The organism is Phocaeicola fibrisolvens (assembly GCF_025567125.1).
Lineage (GTDB): Bacteria > Bacteroidota > Bacteroidia > Bacteroidales > Bacteroidaceae > Phocaeicola > Phocaeicola fibrisolvens.
Genome location: NZ_JAOQJI010000035.1, coordinates 1 through 17,301, shown reverse-complemented (window position 1 = coordinate 17,301; position 17,301 = coordinate 1). Strand labels below are relative to the sequence as shown.

At 55.8% G+C, this 17,301-nt stretch carries 13 protein-coding genes; 9 read left to right on the top strand and 4 right to left on the bottom strand.

The features are described from left to right. Positions 1–123 precede the first annotated feature (123 nt). From OCV81_RS12850 to cbiD, 6 genes are all read left to right on the top strand, one after another. Positions 124–2,487 (top strand): TonB-dependent receptor, encoded by a 2,364-nt coding sequence (locus OCV81_RS12850; protein ID WP_148330329.1) that lies wholly within the window; start codon positions 124–126, stop codon positions 2,485–2,487. Between the two features lie 61 nt (positions 2,488–2,548). After that, positions 2,549–3,820 carry a hypothetical protein gene (locus tag OCV81_RS12845; protein ID WP_148330328.1) on the top strand — a complete coding sequence of 424 codons (1,272 nt, stop codon included), beginning with the start codon at positions 2,549–2,551 and terminating at the stop codon, positions 3,818–3,820. 48 nt (positions 3,821–3,868) lie between these two features. Next, positions 3,869–5,275, top strand: coding sequence for a precorrin-3B C(17)-methyltransferase (gene cobJ / locus OCV81_RS12840; protein ID WP_148330327.1), 1,407 nt, complete (start codon positions 3,869–3,871; stop codon positions 5,273–5,275). After that, complete coding sequence (cbiE, locus tag OCV81_RS12835) at positions 5,268–6,455, top strand: precorrin-6y C5,15-methyltransferase (decarboxylating) subunit CbiE (protein WP_148330326.1); 1,188 nt, start codon at positions 5,268–5,270, stop codon at positions 6,453–6,455. The genes cobJ and cbiE overlap by 8 nt, the downstream gene beginning before the upstream one ends. After that, positions 6,452–8,272, top strand: a complete 1,821-nt coding sequence (cobM, locus tag OCV81_RS12830) for a precorrin-4 C(11)-methyltransferase (RefSeq protein WP_148330325.1) — start codon at positions 6,452–6,454, stop codon at positions 8,270–8,272. Before cbiE ends, cobM begins: the two co-directional genes overlap by 4 nt. Beyond that, positions 8,269–10,095, top strand: coding sequence for a cobalt-precorrin-5B (C(1))-methyltransferase CbiD (cbiD, locus tag OCV81_RS12825; RefSeq protein ID WP_148330324.1), 1,827 nt, complete (start codon positions 8,269–8,271; stop codon positions 10,093–10,095). The genes cobM and cbiD overlap by 4 nt, the downstream gene beginning before the upstream one ends. Here cbiD and OCV81_RS12820 read toward each other — a convergent pair. From OCV81_RS12820 to OCV81_RS12810, 3 genes are read right to left on the bottom strand one after another with little or no spacing between them, the layout of a single operon-like run. Then, a complete protein-coding gene (locus tag OCV81_RS12820) occupies positions 10,072–11,091 on the bottom strand; it encodes an ABC transporter ATP-binding protein (RefSeq protein ID WP_394802543.1) in 1,020 nt (339 codons plus the stop codon). The two genes, cbiD and OCV81_RS12820, sit on opposite strands and share 24 nt — an antisense overlap. Then, on the bottom strand, positions 11,088–12,125 hold the full coding sequence (locus OCV81_RS12815; RefSeq protein WP_148330323.1) for a FecCD family ABC transporter permease: 1,038 nt from the start codon (positions 12,123–12,125) through the stop codon (positions 11,088–11,090). Before OCV81_RS12815 ends, OCV81_RS12820 begins: the two co-directional genes overlap by 4 nt. A gap of 13 nt (positions 12,126–12,138) precedes the next feature. Then, positions 12,139–13,305: an ABC transporter substrate-binding protein gene (locus OCV81_RS12810; protein WP_148330322.1), complete on the bottom strand. Its 1,167-nt coding sequence runs from the start codon at positions 13,303–13,305 to the stop codon at positions 12,139–12,141. Between the two features lie 246 nt (positions 13,306–13,551). Between OCV81_RS12810 and OCV81_RS12805 the strand changes: the two genes are divergently transcribed. The 3 genes from OCV81_RS12805 to OCV81_RS12795 are packed head-to-tail and all read left to right on the top strand — an operon-like array spanning position 13,552 to position 16,410. Then, a complete protein-coding gene (locus OCV81_RS12805) occupies positions 13,552–14,484 on the top strand; it encodes a sirohydrochlorin cobaltochelatase (protein WP_148330321.1) in 933 nt (310 codons plus the stop codon). A 17-nt stretch (positions 14,485–14,501) separates the two neighbouring features. Further along, positions 14,502–15,818 carry a cobyrinate a,c-diamide synthase gene (locus OCV81_RS12800; RefSeq protein ID WP_148330320.1) on the top strand — a complete coding sequence of 439 codons (1,317 nt, stop codon included), beginning with the start codon at positions 14,502–14,504 and terminating at the stop codon, positions 15,816–15,818. Between the two features lie 10 nt (positions 15,819–15,828). Then, on the top strand, positions 15,829–16,410 hold the full coding sequence (locus tag OCV81_RS12795) for a cob(I)yrinic acid a,c-diamide adenosyltransferase (RefSeq protein WP_148330319.1): 582 nt from the start codon (positions 15,829–15,831) through the stop codon (positions 16,408–16,410). Positions 16,411–16,445: 35 nt separating this feature from the next. Here the strand turns inward: OCV81_RS12795 and OCV81_RS12790 are convergent, their stop codons facing one another. Then, positions 16,446–17,006: an NAD(P)H-dependent oxidoreductase gene (locus OCV81_RS12790; RefSeq protein ID WP_022352683.1), complete on the bottom strand. Its 561-nt coding sequence runs from the start codon at positions 17,004–17,006 to the stop codon at positions 16,446–16,448. Positions 17,007–17,301 lie beyond the last annotated feature (295 nt).

Below are 17,301 nucleotides of genomic sequence, written 5' to 3'. Positions count from 1 at the left end.
TAAGGTATGAAAACAACGAGCTGGACTTCTCTCTACCCGTTCTGGATATACGGAATCCTCTTCTCTTTGTATTTGTATGCGTCTCGCGGTCATAAGTGTGTGGTATGAAGATTTGAGGAACTTATGAAACACCTGACACTCATTTTTATTTTCGTTTTTGGCATTGTCGGCTTCTCGGAAGGGCTGGCACAGAGACTGGTCACTCTTTCGGGCCGCATCACGTCTGCCCACGGACAGCCTGTGGCGCAGGCTTCACTGGCGGTGGAGGGTACGGCCTACGGGACGTATTCGGACGAGAAGGGGGGCTACCGACTGGAGCTTCCGGAGGGGACGTATACCGTGGTGGCTTCTTTCATCGGTTATGAGAGCCAGAAGCAGACGGTCCGGTTGGTCGGGCACAAGCGAATCGACTTTGTCCTGAAGGAAGAGGCCGTGGCCTTGAATGAGGTGGAAGTCTATGCCAAGAGCCAATCGCAGAAATTGCGGGAAGGTACGTTCGCCGTCAGTGCGCTGGATGTGAAACCGATTGTGAGTTCGTTGAACAACCTGAACGAGCTGGTGGACCGGGCTTCGGGCATCAAGGTGCGGCAGGAGGGAGGCGTCGGGTCGGACTATGACCTGTCCATCAACGGGATGTCGGGCAATTCGGTCCGTTATTTCATCGACGGGGTGCCGCTGGAGACAAAGGGCTCCGGGGTGTCGCTGGCCAATCTGCCGGTCAATCTCATCGACCACATCGAGATGTACAAGGGGGTGGTTCCGGCTTATTTGGGGGCTGACGCGCTGGGCGGTGCCATCAACATCGTGACGAAGAAGGAGAAAAAGAATTACCTGGACCTATCGTACGGGATAGGTTCGTTCCATACGCACAAGGCGGACTTGAACGCGCAGGTGGTGTTTCCCAAGAGCGGGATTATCGTGCGCCCGACCGTCGGGGTCAACTATTCAAAGAACGACTATATGATGAAAGGGGTAGAGGTGTGGGAGGAAAGCGTGCGAAAGTATGTGCCGTCCAACCGCCGGCGTTTCCACGACGATTATTTCTCGCTGCTGGCCCAGGTGGAGGTCGGAGTGAGCGGGAAACGGTGGGCAGACGACTTCTTTGTGACGGCTTCGTATTCGAAGGTGGACAAGGAGCTGCAGACGGGTTCTATCCAGACCAAGGTCTACGGGATGGCCGAGCGGAACGGGTCGGCTTATAACGTGTCGGCACAGTACCGCAAGAAGGACTTTCTGTTGAAGGGGTTGCAGATGCACAGCATGCTTTCGCATACCTGGGACTATTCGCTGACGGTGGATACGGCCTACCGGGTGTACGACTGGAACGGGAATTATGTGGAGAGTTCCCGCAATGAGATTACGGGACGGGAACGGTCGTTGCGACATTACAAGCGCCCCACGACGATGTTCCGCTCCAACTGGGACTATCGCTTTCATCCGCAGCATGCCCTGAACCTGAACTACTTGTTCAACCGGACGGGAAACGACCGCTACGACGACGTGGATGACAGTTTTGTGCCGTCCAATGACGTGGTATGCAAACACATCCTCGGGCTTTCCTATCAGCAGCAACTGTGGCAGGACAAGATGGAGAACACGTTCTTTATCAAGGATTACATCAATCACCTGAATATCCGGCAGACGGACTTGTACTGGCAGACGGGCTCGGACAAGGTGAAGGGAGAAAGTACGGGAAATTACTTGGGATACGGGGCCGGCACGCGGGTGAAGTTCCGGGAGCCGGTCGCGCTGAAGGCTTCGTTTGAGCATAGCGTGCGTCTGCCTCTGGCCCGTGAACTGCTGGGCAACGGGTCTACGGTCTATGCCAATACGGCGTTGCATCCGGAAAGGAGCAACAACGTGAACCTGGGGCTCTTTGGTACGTGGCATCCCGGAGTGGGGCATGTGTTGTACTACGAAGTGAACGGCTTTATGCGGTTTGTGGACGATTATATTCAGGCCGTGGTGGCGGAGAAAGAGGGCATGATGCAGTATCAGAACGTGCCTGCGGTGTATATCAAGGGACTGGATGCGGAAGTGCGCTACAGCTGGAGGAACCACTTGCAGTGCATGGCCAATGTGAGCTGGCAGGACGCGCGCGACCAGCGTAAATACAAGGATGACGGCAAGCCTTCGGCCACGTACCTGAACCGGGTGCCCAACCGCCCGTGGTTGTTCGGGGCGGCAGAGGTCGACTATACGTTTCACGAGGTCGGCCTGAAGCACAGCAGCCTGCGACTGGAGGGTTCGTATCAGTGGGTACACTGGTATTTCCTGACCTGGGAGGCGTACGGCTCGAAGGAGAGCAAGGCGCAGATTCCGGCGCAGCATGTGGTCAATGCGGGGGTGACTTACTCGCTGGAAAACGGGAAGTACAACTTGTCGGTCAGCTGCGACAACCTCTTTGATAAGTTGGTGTACGACCATTACAAACTGCAGAAGCCGGGAAGGTCGTTCTTCCTGAAGTTCAGGGTGTTCCTGAACTGACATGTGAATCTGAGCTAGATATTAACAAACTATAGTAATATTAATCTTAAACATTATGTGTATGAAAACAACGAAATTTTCCTTCCTGAGATTCCTGAAAGCGGGTGTGTTTGCTGCGGCACTTTTTTCTTTTGCGGCATGTAGTAAGGATACTCCGTCCGAGAATACGGTGGACCCGGAACCTGCCGGGAAGTATCATTTTGATATCTTCATGACGGTAGGCAAACACGGCGGCATGGGAGGAGGCGATAATACGATTGTCAAAAGTGTGGAATCGCTGACAGCCGACCAGCCGATGATTGATATCAAGGGGTCGGGTGTGGAACTGAATCCGTATACCATCGAGCTGATTGCAAAAGGGAAATATTATTATCAGGTGCCGAGCAAACAGACACGCTTCACGAAATTCCGGATTCTGGACAACAAGATTGAAGTGGTGCAGGAACAGCCGTTTGTGGTGAATTCCTATACCGAACGGAAGTATACGCATGCGTGGCTGGACGACAAGACCTTGCTGATTATGGCGGCCAATGGGGATGCGGACAAGATTGTCTGGACCAAACTGAATGCAGAGGATATGCGCATCTTGTCGGAGGGCACGCTGGATCTTCCTTTGCCTGCCGGAGCAGCGGTGTTCACCACGACGGGTATTCTTACCTACAATGAGAAGGTGGGCAAGCTGTATTATTTCTATTATGGAAAGGATAAGGCCGGTCGGAAAGGGGTGGCTACTTCCAACTTCCTGACAGCCGTCATCAATCCTTCGGACATGAAGGTGGAAAGCAACAAGGTCAATGCGCTGGCCGGGGAAATGGCCGGCAGCTCCTACGGACAGCTGTTGCAGGACTGTGTGACTTACGACGAAGCCGGAAACCTCTACCTTGCCGCATTTACCAAGAAGGGCGATTTGGAAGAAGGTTGTCTGTTGCGTATCAACAAGGGAGAAACGGATTTCGACCCTTCTTACAACGGCTATCCGAATGCGGACGGAAAACTGTGTACGGTTCAGTACCTGGGCAACGGCAAGGCGCTGACTTATGCCAGAAGCCAGTCGGCCAATGCGGGACGAGACACGTACAGTCTGTACTATTCCATCGTGGACTTGAAAACGGGACAGAGAACCCGGCTGGCTTGCGACGGAAAGGAAATCGGTTTCAATAGTGGCCGTTTCTCCCAGCGCTCGGTCGTGGTAGACGGCAAGGCTTATATCGGGGTCAATACGGAGAAAAGTACCTGCATTTACATTTATGACGTCGCTACCGGAAAGGTAGAAAAAGGAGCGGATATCGCGCAGGGTTACTATTTCGACGTGTTGAGAGTAGTAGAGAATTGAGAAATCTTATAACTTTGCAACAATAAGCAAGCGATAGAAACAAGACGAATGGCGAATCACAAGATAATTGTAGCAGGCATTGGCCCGGGCTCTGCGGAGGACATCACTCCGGCGGTGGTCCGGGCCTTGGCTAGTGCGGATGTGGTAGTGGGATATCACTATTACTTCCAGTTTGTGCGTTCCTACTTGAAGGAGGGGGCGGAGTGTGTGGACACGGGGATGAAGCGGGAACGCGATCGGGCCCGTCAGGCTTTCGAACTGGCGGAACAGGGCAAGTGTGTCTGTGTCATCAGCTCGGGTGACTCCGGCATCTACGGGATGGCCCCGTTGATGTATGAGATGAAGCGGGAACGCGCCTGTGAGGTGACGCTGGAGGTGTTGCCGGGCATCAGTGCGTTTCAGAAGGCGGCTGCCAGACTGGGGGCGCCGGTGGGCCATGATTTCTGCGTGATTTCCTTGTCCGACCTGCTGACGCCGTGGGAGAAGATTGAGAAACGCATCCGTGCGGCGGCATCGGCCGATTTCGTGACGGCAGTCTACAATCCGAAGAGTGAGGGCCGTTACTGGCAGTTGTACCGCCTGAAGGAGATTTTCATGCAGGAGCGGGAAGCGACGACGCCGGTGGGCTATGTGCGTCAGGCCGGACGTGAGGAAGAGACCGTGAAGATAACGACTTTGGCCGACTTTGACCCGGAGGACGTGGACATGTTTACGGTGGTGCTCATCGGGAACTCCCAGTCGTACGCTTGGGAGGACCACTTGGTCACCCCACGGGGTTATTATCAGCCAGAGAAAACGGAGGCGGCAGGCATCGGGCAGGAGATTATGATTCACAGCTTCCAGACCATCTCCAGGGAACTGAAGAAACAGGACCTGCCGCTCGGACACAAGTGGGCGTTGCTGCATGCCATCCATACAACGGCCGATTTCGAGATGGAGCACTTGCTGTACAGCGACGAGCATGCGGTGGAAAAGCTGCATGAACTGCTGGTGACGGGCAAGGTTCGTACCATTATCACCGACGTGACCATGGCGGCTTCGGGCATCCGGAAACGGGCCCTGGAACGGCTGGGACTGGAGGTGAAGTGTTACCTGAACGATGAAAGGGTGGCTCGGATGGCCGCTGAAAAGCAAATCACCCGTACCCAGGCGGGCATACGTCTGGCGGTAGAGGAGCATCCGGATGCCTTGTTTGTCTTTGGAAACGCGCCCACGGCCTTGATGGAACTGTGTGCCCTGATGAGAAAGCAGAAGGCGCATCCCGGAGGCATCATCGCGGCTCCGGTGGGCTTTGTGCATGTGTGTGAAAGCAAGTACATGGTGAAGACCTTCCAGAACGTGCCCAAACTGATTGTGGAAGGACGGAAGGGAGGAAGTAATCTGGCAGCCACCTTGGTGAACGCCATCCTGACGCTGGACGATGCGGCCTTGTTAAAACCCGGACGCGATGTGTAGGCAGTCATTCCATATTATCGGCATCAGCGACAGCACCGAGATTTATTTTCCGCCTCGGGTGCAGGAAGTCATCTCCCGGGGGAAGGTGTTTTCAGGGGGCGTGCGCCATCACCAGCTGGTGGAGCGGTTCTTGCCCGAAGGAGCGGAGTGGATAGACATCACTGTGCCGTTGGACAAGGTGTTCGCGCAGTATGCCGCGCACCGGGAGATTGTGGTCTTTGCCTCCGGCGACCCGTTGTTCTTCGGCTTTGCCAATACCGTACAGCGCCTGTTGCCCGAGAGCAGTATCCACGTCTATCCCACGTTCAATTCCTTGCAGATGCTGGCCCATCGCCTGCTGTTGCCTTATCAGGAGATGCGGATGGTGTCGCTGACCGGGCGTCCGTGGAAGGCTTTCGATGCCGCGCTGATTCGCGGGGAGCGTATGCTCGGGGTACTGACCGACAGGGTGAAAACGCCGGCAGCCATTGCCGCCCGGATGCAGGAATACGGCTACGACAATTACCGGATGTATGTGGGAGAGGCTTTGGGTAATGCGGCGGAAGAACGGGTGCGGGAGCTGACGGTAGAAGAAGCTCGGCACACCACTTTCCAATCGCCCAACTGTCTGATTCTGGTACGCACGGCACTGCGCCGTCGTCCGCTGGGACTGAAGGAATCGGAGTTTGCGCTGTTGAACGGACGGGTGAACATGATTACGAAACGGCCGGTACGCCTGCAGACCTTGAGCATGCTGGATTTGCAGATGCGCACGGTCTTCTGGGACATCGGCAGTTGCACGGGTTCTGTGTCGATTGAAGCGAAGAGTCTCTATCCCGAACTTGAGGTGATTGCCTTTGAACGGCGTCCGGAAGGAGCGGAACTGTTGCGGGCGAACAGTGTCAAGTGGGGAACCCCCGGCATACGGTTTGTGGGCGGGGATTTCATGGAACAGCCTCTGACCGACCTCCCTCGTCCGGATGCGGTGTTTATAGGCGGGCATGGAGACCGGTTGCAGGAGTTGCTGAAGCGTGCAGATGAGGTCTTGCTTCCGGGGGGAGTAATCGTCTTCAACTCGGTGAGCGAGAACAGCTTGCAGCAGTTTTACGAGGGAGTGGCGCAGACCGGACGTCGGGTGACCGAACGCATCCGGCTTGTGGTGGATGCCCATAATCCAATTGAAATATTGAAAGCAGAATGAAAGAGAAAACAGCCATTATATTGATATCTTCCCAGGCATTGCCGATGGCGCAGCTGCTGGAGAAGGAATTGGGAGATTGTACCATTTTTTCACAAAAGGCACTCGACGGATGCACGCAGGTGACCTCGTACAGTGAGTTTGTGGCGGCTTCGTTTGCCGCATACGACCGTTTCCTGTTTATCGGGGCTATGGGCATCTGTGTGCGCTGCATCGCTCCCTGTGTGTCCGACAAATATGCCGATCCGGCTGTGGTGTGTATGGACAGTACCGGGCAGTTTGTCGTTCCGGTATTGTCCGGCCATGTGGGAGGGGCCAACGAGTGGGCCCGGCAGATAGCCTCCATCTTGGGGGCACAGGCGGTCGTCACTACCCAAAGCGACTGTAACGGGGTGTGGGCTTTGGATTTGCTGGCTGCCCGGTTCGGATGGCAGACCGCATGCTCGCACGAGGAGATGAACCGCGCGATTGCCCGTTTCGTGAATCAGGAAAGAGTGTCCTTGCTGTTGGACATCAAGGACGAGGGTACCGCCTGGCTGGAGCGTACCCTTCCGCCGTATGTCAAGGTGTATTATCATTATGCCGACATTCCTTTCGAGGAAACGGATCTGCTGATTGCCGTCACGCCCTACGAGTACGAGGCGCCGGTGCAGGCGTTGTATTATCGTCCGCAGGTGTTGCATCTGGGAGTGGGCTGCAAGAAACAGTGTGTACCCGACGGCATCGCCGAATACATCGAAAAGGTGATGCACTCGCACGGCCTGTCACCGTTGTCATTGGCTACGGTGGGTACGATTGAGCTGAAGAAAGACGAACCGCTGCTGAAGGCGTTGCAGGAGCGATGGAAACAGGCCAAGGTCTGCATCTATTCTGCGGAAGAGCTGAGCGGTCTGGAAATCCCTCATCCCTCGCAGAAGGTGTATGAAGTGACCGGGGTATATGGTGTGGCCGAGAGTGCGGCACTCAAAAGCGGCGGAGGCGGGAAATGGCTGCTGGAAAAACAGAAAGGAGAGCTAGTATCTGGCTCGCATTTCACCTTTGCGGTGGCACTAGCGGCGGATGCGGTGCGTGGTGGACACATCGAGATTGTGGGGGCCGGTCCCGGTGACCCGGAACTGATTTCGGTGCGTGGCAAACGGATGCTGGAAAAGGCCGACCTGGTGCTGTATGCGGGCAGTCTGGTGCCGCGCGAGCTGACTTATTACGCGAAGGAGGGGGCCGTGGTGCGCAGTTCAGCCCACATGGACCTGCAGGAGCAGTTTGCCTTGATGAAGGAATTCTACGACCGGGGACTGTTTGTGGTGCGTCTTCACACCGGCGACCCGTGTATCTACGGCGCCATTCAGGAACAGATGGCCTTTTTCGATGCTTACGGCATGAGCTACCACATCACGTCGGGAATCTCGTCCTTCCAGGCGGCGGCAGCGGCCCTGCGTTCGCAGTTCACTATCCCGGAGAAGGTGCAGAGCATCATCCTGACCCGGGGAGAGGGGCGTACCCCCATGCCGGAGAAAGAACAGTTGCATAAGCTGGCCCAGTCGCAAAGTACCATGTGCATCTACCTGAGTGCGTCCATCGTGGAGAAGGTGCAGGAAGAACTCTTGCAGGCCTATCCGCCGGAGACGCCTGTGGCCGCCTGCTACAAGCTGACGTGGAAGGAAGAGAAAATCTACCGGGGCGTACTGAAAGACCTGGCCCGTATTGTTCGTGACAATCACCTGACCCTGACCACGCTGCTGGTGGTAGGAGAAGCGATAGACAACCGTAAGGGGCTTTCTCGTTTGTATGCCTCCGACTTTACCCATTTGTTCCGGTCATGATACTCGTATTAGGGGGAACCACGGAAGGGCGGCTGGCCGTGAAAGTGCTGGATGAGTCGGGCAAGCCTTATTTTTACTCTACGCGCGGCGACTCGCAGCAGGTCAGTTGCCGCCACGGGGAGCGTGTCAGCGGGGGCATGGATGCGGAAAAGATGGAAGCGTTCTGCCGGGCGCACTCTGTCCGCCTGCTGGTGGATGCGGCCCACCCCTTTGCCGTCCGCTTGCACGAAACCGTGGAACAGGTCAGCCGACGGCTTCAGTTGCCCGTGGTGCGTTTCGAACGTATCTATCCGCCCCGCACCGACGATGTCATCTGGTGTGCGGATTATCAGGAGGCGGTCCGTCGGTTGAAGACGGACGGCATTACCCGCCTTCTGGCACTGACCGGCGTGCAGACTATCGGGAAACTGCGCGACTTCTGGGCGGACGATACCCTCCAGCCGACCTGCTGGTTCCGTATCCTGAATCGGGAGGAATCCGTCCCATTGGCCGTGCGGCAGGGTTTCGATGTGAATCGGCTGGTCTTTTATCGCGAAGACGCACCGGAAACGGAACTTCTGGAGCAGTTGAAGCCCCAGGCTATTCTGACCAAAGAGAGTGGCGAAAGTGGCGGTTTTGTCGAGAAGCTGGAAGCAGCCCGCCGTGGGGGAATTTCGGTCTATGCGGTCTGTCGTCCTTCCCTGCCAGCCGATTTCATTACGATGACCGGCATACACGGACTGCGGAAAGCCATCGAGCGCTTGCTGCCCGATTTCTATCCCTTGCGGAGCGGATACACCACCGGGGCCTGTGCCACGGCTGCGGCCAAGGCGGCCCTGATCCGGCTGCTGACGGGCGAATCGCTTTCGGAAGTGCGTTTTCGGATACCCGACGGAGAGGAACTGTCCTTGCCTCTTGCGTCCGTCTCTCAGGAAACAGACACATCGGCTACGGCTGCTGTGGTGAAAGATGCGGGCGATGACCCCGACGTGACCCACCGCAGCGTGATAGAGGCCAAGGTGGCGTTCTCGGCACAACCCGGCATCCGTTTCCTGCAAGGAAGAGGGGTGGGGAAAGTCACCCTTCCCGGCCTGGGATTGCCGGTGGGAGAGCCTGCCATCAATCCGGTTCCCCGGCAGATGATGGTGCGGGAACTGTCGGCCTTGTACGGCGGGGGACTGGAGGTGACGATTTCCGTGCCGGGGGGAGAGGAACTGGCCCTTCGTACGTTCAACCCCAAGCTGGGCATCGTAGGCGGGATTTCCATCATCGGGACTTCGGGCATCGTGCGGCCTTTTTCTTCCGAGGCTTTTGTGGAAGCCATCCGTCGGGAGGTGGAAGTCTGTCAGGCCATCGGAGCGGAACGGCTGGTGCTCAACTCCGGCGCCAAGAGCGAGAGATATGTGAAGCGTGAATACCCGGACTTGCCCCCGCAGGCCTTCGTACATTACGGGAACTACATTGGTGATACCCTGAAGATTGCAGACGACCTGCACATCTGGAAAGTAACGATGGGCATCATGCTGGGCAAAGCGGTGAAACTGGCCGAGGGCCACTTGAATACCTACAGTAAGCAGGTGGTGATGAACAAACAATTCTTACAGGAACTGGCCCGCGACTGCGGTTGCTCTCCGGAGGCACAGGTGGTGATTGCGAAAATAACGCTGGCCCGGGAACTGTGGAAAGGTCTCCCGGAAGCGGATGCAGCCCTTTTCTTTCCGGCTCTTCTGGGCTTGTGCCTGAAGCACTGTCTGGCCTTGCTCAGCCGGACGGAACTCACCCTGATGCTGATAGACGAGGAAGGGCACATTGCCTGCCGCTTAGTGGGGCAGGGCGTCCAATAACTGATGTACGGCTTGCAGCAGTTCTTCGATGGTGGCTGCCTGTACGGTCTGTCCGGAAGCAGGATGGAGGAAGAAAGCCTCGTCGGTGACCGCGATGTACCAGTCGGACCGATGCTGCCGGTTGCCTTCAATGCCGTGGCGGGCCAGTGCCTTCTGCACCATGGTGTACCGGTCTCCTTCCCCTGTGAGACGTACGGAAACCGTGGCCTGCCGGGCGATGCGGAACAGTCCGCTTTCCTTGTCAAACCGGATGCCTTTTCTCAGGAAGAAATGGCTGAGACTCCCATCCAGTGACAAATCTTCCGGGGTACCGGTCTTCACCCCGTTCTCCTTGTTCATCAACCACACTTTGTCGGCAATCTGGAGCGCCAGTTCCAGGTCGTGCGTAGACAGGAAGATGGTGCGGTTGCCCGTGTGCGACAACCGGAACAGCAGTTGCATGATTTCCACCTTGCTGGGAAAGTCCAGGAAAGCGGTCGGTTCGTCCAGAAAGATGATGTCCGTCTGCTGTGCCAGTGCTTTGGCAATCATGACCTTCTGCCGCTCGCCGTCGCTCAGCTGATGCACCATCTGGTAGCGCAGATGCCCGATGCCGACCAGTTGGATGGACTCTTCTATCACCTCCCTGTCGTGCTTGCCCAAGCGGCCCCAGAACCCGGTGTACGGGCTTCTTCCCATGCCGACCAGCTCTTCCACCGTCATGTTGCGCAGCTCGCATTTCTCGGTCAGCACCACCCCGATGAGCGTGGCCAGTTCCTTGTCGGAATACGTGGACAACGGTTTTCCTCTCAATAGGATTTCTCCTTCCAGCGGCGCCTGAAATCCGGACAAGGTGCGGAGCAAGGTCGATTTTCCGATGCCGTTCGCCCCCAACAGGCAGGTCAGTTCCCCGCTGTGGAGGCAGGCGTTGATGTCGGTAGCCACCACCTTCCGGTTGCCTTTCTCCTTGTAGCCGATGGTGAGGTGATTGATTTGTATGTGATTGTTTTCCATCATTCGTTTAGGTCATTGCGTCGTTTGTTGAACAATACCGAGATAACCACCGGCGCACCCACCAGTGCCGTCACGGAGTTGACCGGAAGTGCCCCTTCAAATCCCGGCATGCGTGCAATCAGGTTGCACACCAGGGCCATGGCTCCTCCCATCAGCAGGGAGGCCGGCATCAGGATGCGGTGGTCTGACGTGCGGAATAGGCTGCGGCAGAGGTGAGGAACCGCCAGTCCCAGGAAGATGATGGGACCGCAATAGGCCGTGACGATGGCCACCAGCACGCCCGAGCAGGTGATGACCTGCAGTCTGGCCCGCTTGATGTTCAGTCCCAGGTTGCGCGCGTAGGCATCTCCCAGCAACAGCAGGTTCAACGTTTTCACCAGCAGGAAAGAGACGGGCAGGAGCACCAGCATAATCGAGACAAACAGCGTCATCTGGTTGCCCGATACGCGGGCAAAGCTGCCTAGTCCCCAGATGACGTAGGCCCGGATATCCTCCTCCACACTGAAGTATTTCAGTACCCCGATTACCGCGTTGGCCACATAGCCCACCATCACCCCGATAATCAGCAGGGTCACGTTTCCCTTCACTTTCTGCGAAACGAAGATGATGAGTGCCATGACCGACAGCGAGCCGATGATGGCCGAAAGGGTCAAGGCGATTTCGCCCATGATGCCAATCTTGCTCAAAGCCACTCCGCCGAGGGTACCGGACAGCAGGACCACGAAGGCCACGCCCATGCTCGCGCCGGAGCTGATGCCCAGCACGGAAGGTCCGGCCAGCGGGTTGCGGAACACCGTCTGCATCTGGAGTCCGCTGACCGACAGTCCGGCTCCTGCCACGAGGGCCGTCAGCGCCTGTGGAATACGGGATTTCCAGATGATGTTGTACCAAATTTCGTTGTCGTGCGAATTCCCCCACAAAATCTGCCACACCTCCTTGAACGGAATCGATACAGACCCCAGGAGCAGGTTCAAGAGGAAGAAAACAAAAATCAGCAGGGCGATGAACACCATATAAAGTGCGACCGGACGTTTCATGCAAGAAAGGGGATTAGGGTTTTAAGCATTCATAATAACGGGGGGTATGGTCGGGCAACAGCTGCGGATGGAAGATGGCAATCAGGTCGGCCAGCACCACTTCCGGTTCCATCGGCATACTCTCGTAAAACGGTTTCTCGCTCATGTTGCAATAGATGACCTGCTTCTTCTTGAACGCCTGAAAATCGGCATAGCGGACGTCCTCGGCTTGCAGGGCCTCGTAAGAGAACTTCCCTTTGTAGCTGTTGACGATTCTCCAGTAGTCCGCATACGCCGCCTGACTGTAGACCGTTTCAAAGTCGAGCGACACCCCGCCCGAGTGCGTATCCTCCTTCAGGAAATAGTCGGCCCCCGCATCCTTGAACAGCTGGGCCAAGAAGCTCTTTCCCCCGACGGCATACCAGTTGCCGCCTCTCAGTTCGCCACTGAACACAACCGGCCGTTTCTTCACCTGCGCGGTAAGCTGCACCAATTCCTGGTAACGTTTCTCTATCTCCGCAAAAATCCGGTTGGCCTGTGCTTCCTTTCCAATCAGCAGCCCGACAAACTTGATCCATTCTGCCTGGCCCAGGGGAGTCATCTCCTTGTAGCCCAGGTGCGGGATGAGGGGAATGCCCACTTCCGTCAGGGCGTCATATCCTCCGCGCTTGAAGGGAGAAATCAGGATGATGTCGGGATGGATACCCATGATGACCTCGTTGTCGAAGTTGCCCTCGATGCCAATCTTGTGCGTCTTTCCTTCCTTCAGCCGCTTCTGCATGTCGGCATTGAAAAGATGGCGGGTACTGGTAATCCCGACCACGGCATCCAGGGCCGAGAGTTTGATAAAATTGGAAAGTTGCAGGGAAGTCATGCAGACCGTGCTCTTGACCGGCGTTTCGATGACGGTGTAGCCCTCAGGCGCATCGGTGACTTTGGTTCCTTTCGGCGCCAGGACAAAGTGATACGATTCTCCGCCTTCTTCCTTTTGCGGGTCTTTGATGTCCAGCAGGCAATAGCCCTTGTCCGTGTAAGTCACCTGAAATCCCTTCGCGTATCGAGGGACAATGCGGACGTTCGTATCGGCAGGGGTGACAGTGCCGTTTGCATTCGTTTTCTCCTCTGTATTCGAGCTTTTCTTCGCTCCGCAGCCAAACAAGAAGGGTATGGCCAGGCATACCCACCAAAATAGATGTTTCATGGTCTGTTATTCGTAGGTAATCACTTTCTGCTCTCCGAACCGTTCCGGAAGGATGCAAGAAGTGTTCGTATTTTCTGTCTCAATTGAAAAATAGCTTTGCAAAGTTAAAAGATATAATTAAAAACAGCCTCCCTGTCATTACTTTTTGTCATACTATAACAATCTATAGTATTGTCCGTTTCCGAGAAATGCGCAGATGGCATTATCTTTGTCACCGATTATGATTCACAAATTTGTCTGGTATTTATGAAAGCAAGAACTTTTCTCGTGGCTTGTTGCCTCGCTTTAGGTGGAATCTGCGTGCCGGTGCATGCACAGGAAGAAGGAATTTTCGTGTCGGAAGATGTGATGCAGCATCTTCAGGAAGGCGATAAAATCGCGTTGCTGATGGTCCATTTCGGTACCACGCACGACGACACCCGTGCCCTCACCATCGACGCCCTCAACCAGAAGGCCAAGGCCGAATTTCCCCAGCTGGAGTTCCGCGAAGCCTATACCTCGCGCATCATCATGCGCCGGCTGGCCAAGCGGGGTATGCGCAAACTGAATCCGGTGGAAGCCCTGGCCCAGCTGAAGGCGGACGGCTACACCCACGTCATTATCCAGTCGACCAACATCATCGACGGCATCGAGATGGAATCGCTCCGCAAGGACATCGACCTGATGCGCCCTCTGTTCAAGGAAATCCGTCTGGGCATGCCCCTGCTTTACACCCCGGAAGACTACAAGCAGGTGATTGACTGCCTGGTCGCAAAAAGCCGGGAGAAAACCTTCACCATCCTGGTGGGGCACGGCACCTACACCCCCGCCACTGCCCAGTATGCCATGCTGGACTACATGCTGCAGGCGGAAGGCCATACCGATTTTGCCGTCGGAACGGTAGAAGGCTATCCCACCTTCGACAATGCCATCGGCCGGCTGGAAGCGCAGAAAAAAATCAAGCAGGTACAGCTGATTCCCTTCATGTTTGTGGCCGGCGACCATGCCAAGAACGACATTGCGGACGACATGAAAGCCGCCCTGGAAAAGAAAGGCTACCAGGTGACCGCCCTGTTGGAAGGCCTGGGAGAACAACCCGCCATCCAGCAGCTTTACCTCGACCACATCCGCTTTATCCTTCAGCACAAGCAGGTGGACATCGTGCAGAAAAAGAAGGCTTATGCCCAAGAAAAAGACTGACTAAAAACGGAAAACTTATGTCGTTAGCCAAACCTCAATTCCTGATTGCCGCTGCCGCTTCCGGAAGCGGCAAGACCACCTTTACGATGGGCCTGCTGCGGGTACTCAAAAGGAGGGGCCTGATTGTGCAACCCTTCAAGTGCGGCCCCGATTACATCGACGGGAAGTTTCATGCCCTCGCCGCGGGACGGGAGTCTGTGAACCTAGACACCTGGATGGCCTCGGAGGCCCATGTGCGGGCAGTCTATTCCCGGTACGCCCGGGAGGCATCGGCCTGTGTGGTGGAAGGTGTCATGGGCCTGTTCGACGGATACGACCGAATGAAAGGGAGCAGTGCCGAGATTGCCTCCCTGCTGCATCTGCCCGTCATCGTGATTCTCAACGCACGTTCTTCGGCCTACACCGTCGCCGCAGTCTTGTATGGGCTGAAGCATTTCTGCCCCCAGGTGGAAGTGGCGGGAGTCATCTTCAACCAGGTAGGTTCTCCCTCGCACTATGCGTACCTGAAAGAGGCCTGTGCCGATGTGGGCGTAGCCGATTTGGGCTATCTGCCCAAGGTAAAGGATATCGAAGTCCCTTCCCGCCATTTGGGACTGACCATCGGTCGGGCTGCGGAAATCGATGCCCTGTCCGACAGAGTGGCCGATTTAATCGAGCAATACGTGGACGTGGACCGCTTGCTGGCGCTGACCACCCGTCCGCAGGAAGTGTTCGATGCGACTCCGGCCTCCGCGGTTGCCTCCGGCGAATCGGGGCGGAAACGCATCGCGGTGGCACAGGATGCCGCCTTCAACTTCCTCTATAAAGAGAACCTGGACGTCTTTTCCCAAAAGGCGGAAGTCGTGACCTTCAGTCCGCTGGCAGGCGATGCACTGCCACAGGCCGACTACGTGTACCTGCCGGGCGGTTATCCGGAGTTCTTCGCCGACGCCCTGAGCCGCAATGTACGGTTGGGTGCACAGCTGAGAGACTTCGCCGGGCAGGGCAGGCGACTGTTTGCCGAGTGTGGAGGAATGATGTATCTGTGCCGGCAACTGGTTTCGCAGGAGGGAGAGGTGTATCCGATGGCGGGCGTGCTGCCTTTGGATTGTACGCTGGAGAAAATGCGTCTGCACCTGGGCTATCGTACGGTCCGTTATCGGGGCATGCAGCTCAAGGGACATGAGTTCCACTATTCGTCGGTCGTCCAGCCCGATGCGCTGCCCTCCGAGGTTTGCCAGTACAATGTGAAAGGTGGGCCGGTAGACACCCCCTTGTACCGTTACAGGAACGTGATTGCCGGATACACGCACTGGTATTGGGGAGAGAACGACTTTTTTAACTTATGGGATTAAATTGAAGAGCATGAGAAAAATATATACCCGGACCGGAGACGACGGAACGACCGGCATCCATGGGGGTTCACGTGTGCCCAAAGACGACATCCGCATCGAAGCGAATGGCTGCCTGGACGAGCTGAACACCCTGCTCGGCATCATCCGGAGCCTGTTGCCGGAGACCGATGCGTGGCAGCAAAAACTCTGTTTCATCCAGCGCAACCTGATGGTCGTGATGAGTCATGTGGCAACCCCTTCCGCGCTGAGGGAACAGAATCCGAATGAACTGCCGCAGGACTTGGACAAGTTTTGCGAGGAGTGGATGGACGAGATGATGTCGCAGCTGGAAGAAAACGGCTATTTCATCCTGCCGGGCGGCACTCCGCTGTCTGCCCAGTTACAGTATGCGAGGGCCGTGACGCGCAGGGCAGAACGGCGGCTGTGGACCCTTCACCGCACGGACCCCGTCCCGCAGGCGATTCTCCGGTTCATCAACCGCCTGTCGGATTTGCTTTTCGTGATGGCCCGGTTTGAGATGCAGCGGCAGCAATGGCCCGAAGAGAAATGGATGAGTTTCGCCTACAAGCGGAAGAAGCGGAAAGAGGAATGAAGAAAACCAAAAAAGGAGGGAAGTCCCTCCTTTTTTTATTCCATGCCTTTCAGCTTCTCCACCAGCAACTGGGCGTGACGGATGGATTTCTCCTTCATCCGGGCCAGCTCCTTTTCGTCGTGGCGGCTCGCATACGAAAGTCCCCCGCTGAAAATATAGCCGCTCCACTCCAGCTGGCAGAGATGAGCCATCTGTCTGTAGGGCGTCAGGAAATCATCGATGGAATGCTGCTGCGGCCCTTCGGGGCTGTACATTTCCTCCGGTGCCCCCGCCGTGAACGACAGCACCAACTGTTTTCCTTTCAGCTTGTCGCCCGTTTTTCCGTGTGAGAATCCGTGGGTAAAAGTCTTTTCTATCCAGCGGTGCAGGAGAGAAGGGGCCGTGTACCAGAACAGCGGATACTGCAATACGATGATGTCGGCCCGGAGCAGCCGTTCCTGTTCTTTCTGCACGTCGATTTGAAAATCCGGATAGAGTTTGTCCAGGTAAGCAATCTCTGCTTCCGGCAACAGTTTATGCACTTCTTCCAATATCGTTTTGTTGGCAAACGAATCATTTAAGTCGGGATGTCCCGATACGATTAGAATCTTTTTCATGATGTCCAGTTTTATCAATCTATTTACTTTTGTGGTTTAAATCCCTAACCTTGCAAAGTTAAAAGTTTATCGTCAGGAAGACAAATTAATTTTAAAAGGACAATTTCATCTCGACACGTAGCTGCGGAGAGCTCGACACGAACGTGACGAGACCTCAGCACGAACGTGTCACGATCTCGTCACGTTCGTGTCGAGGTATTTAAGACTAGGAATAGCAGAGAAAACGCATCAATCTCCGATATTAAGGAAGTTAATTGTTTCCAGAATAAGTTTCTCCATGAAATTCTCATCCCAT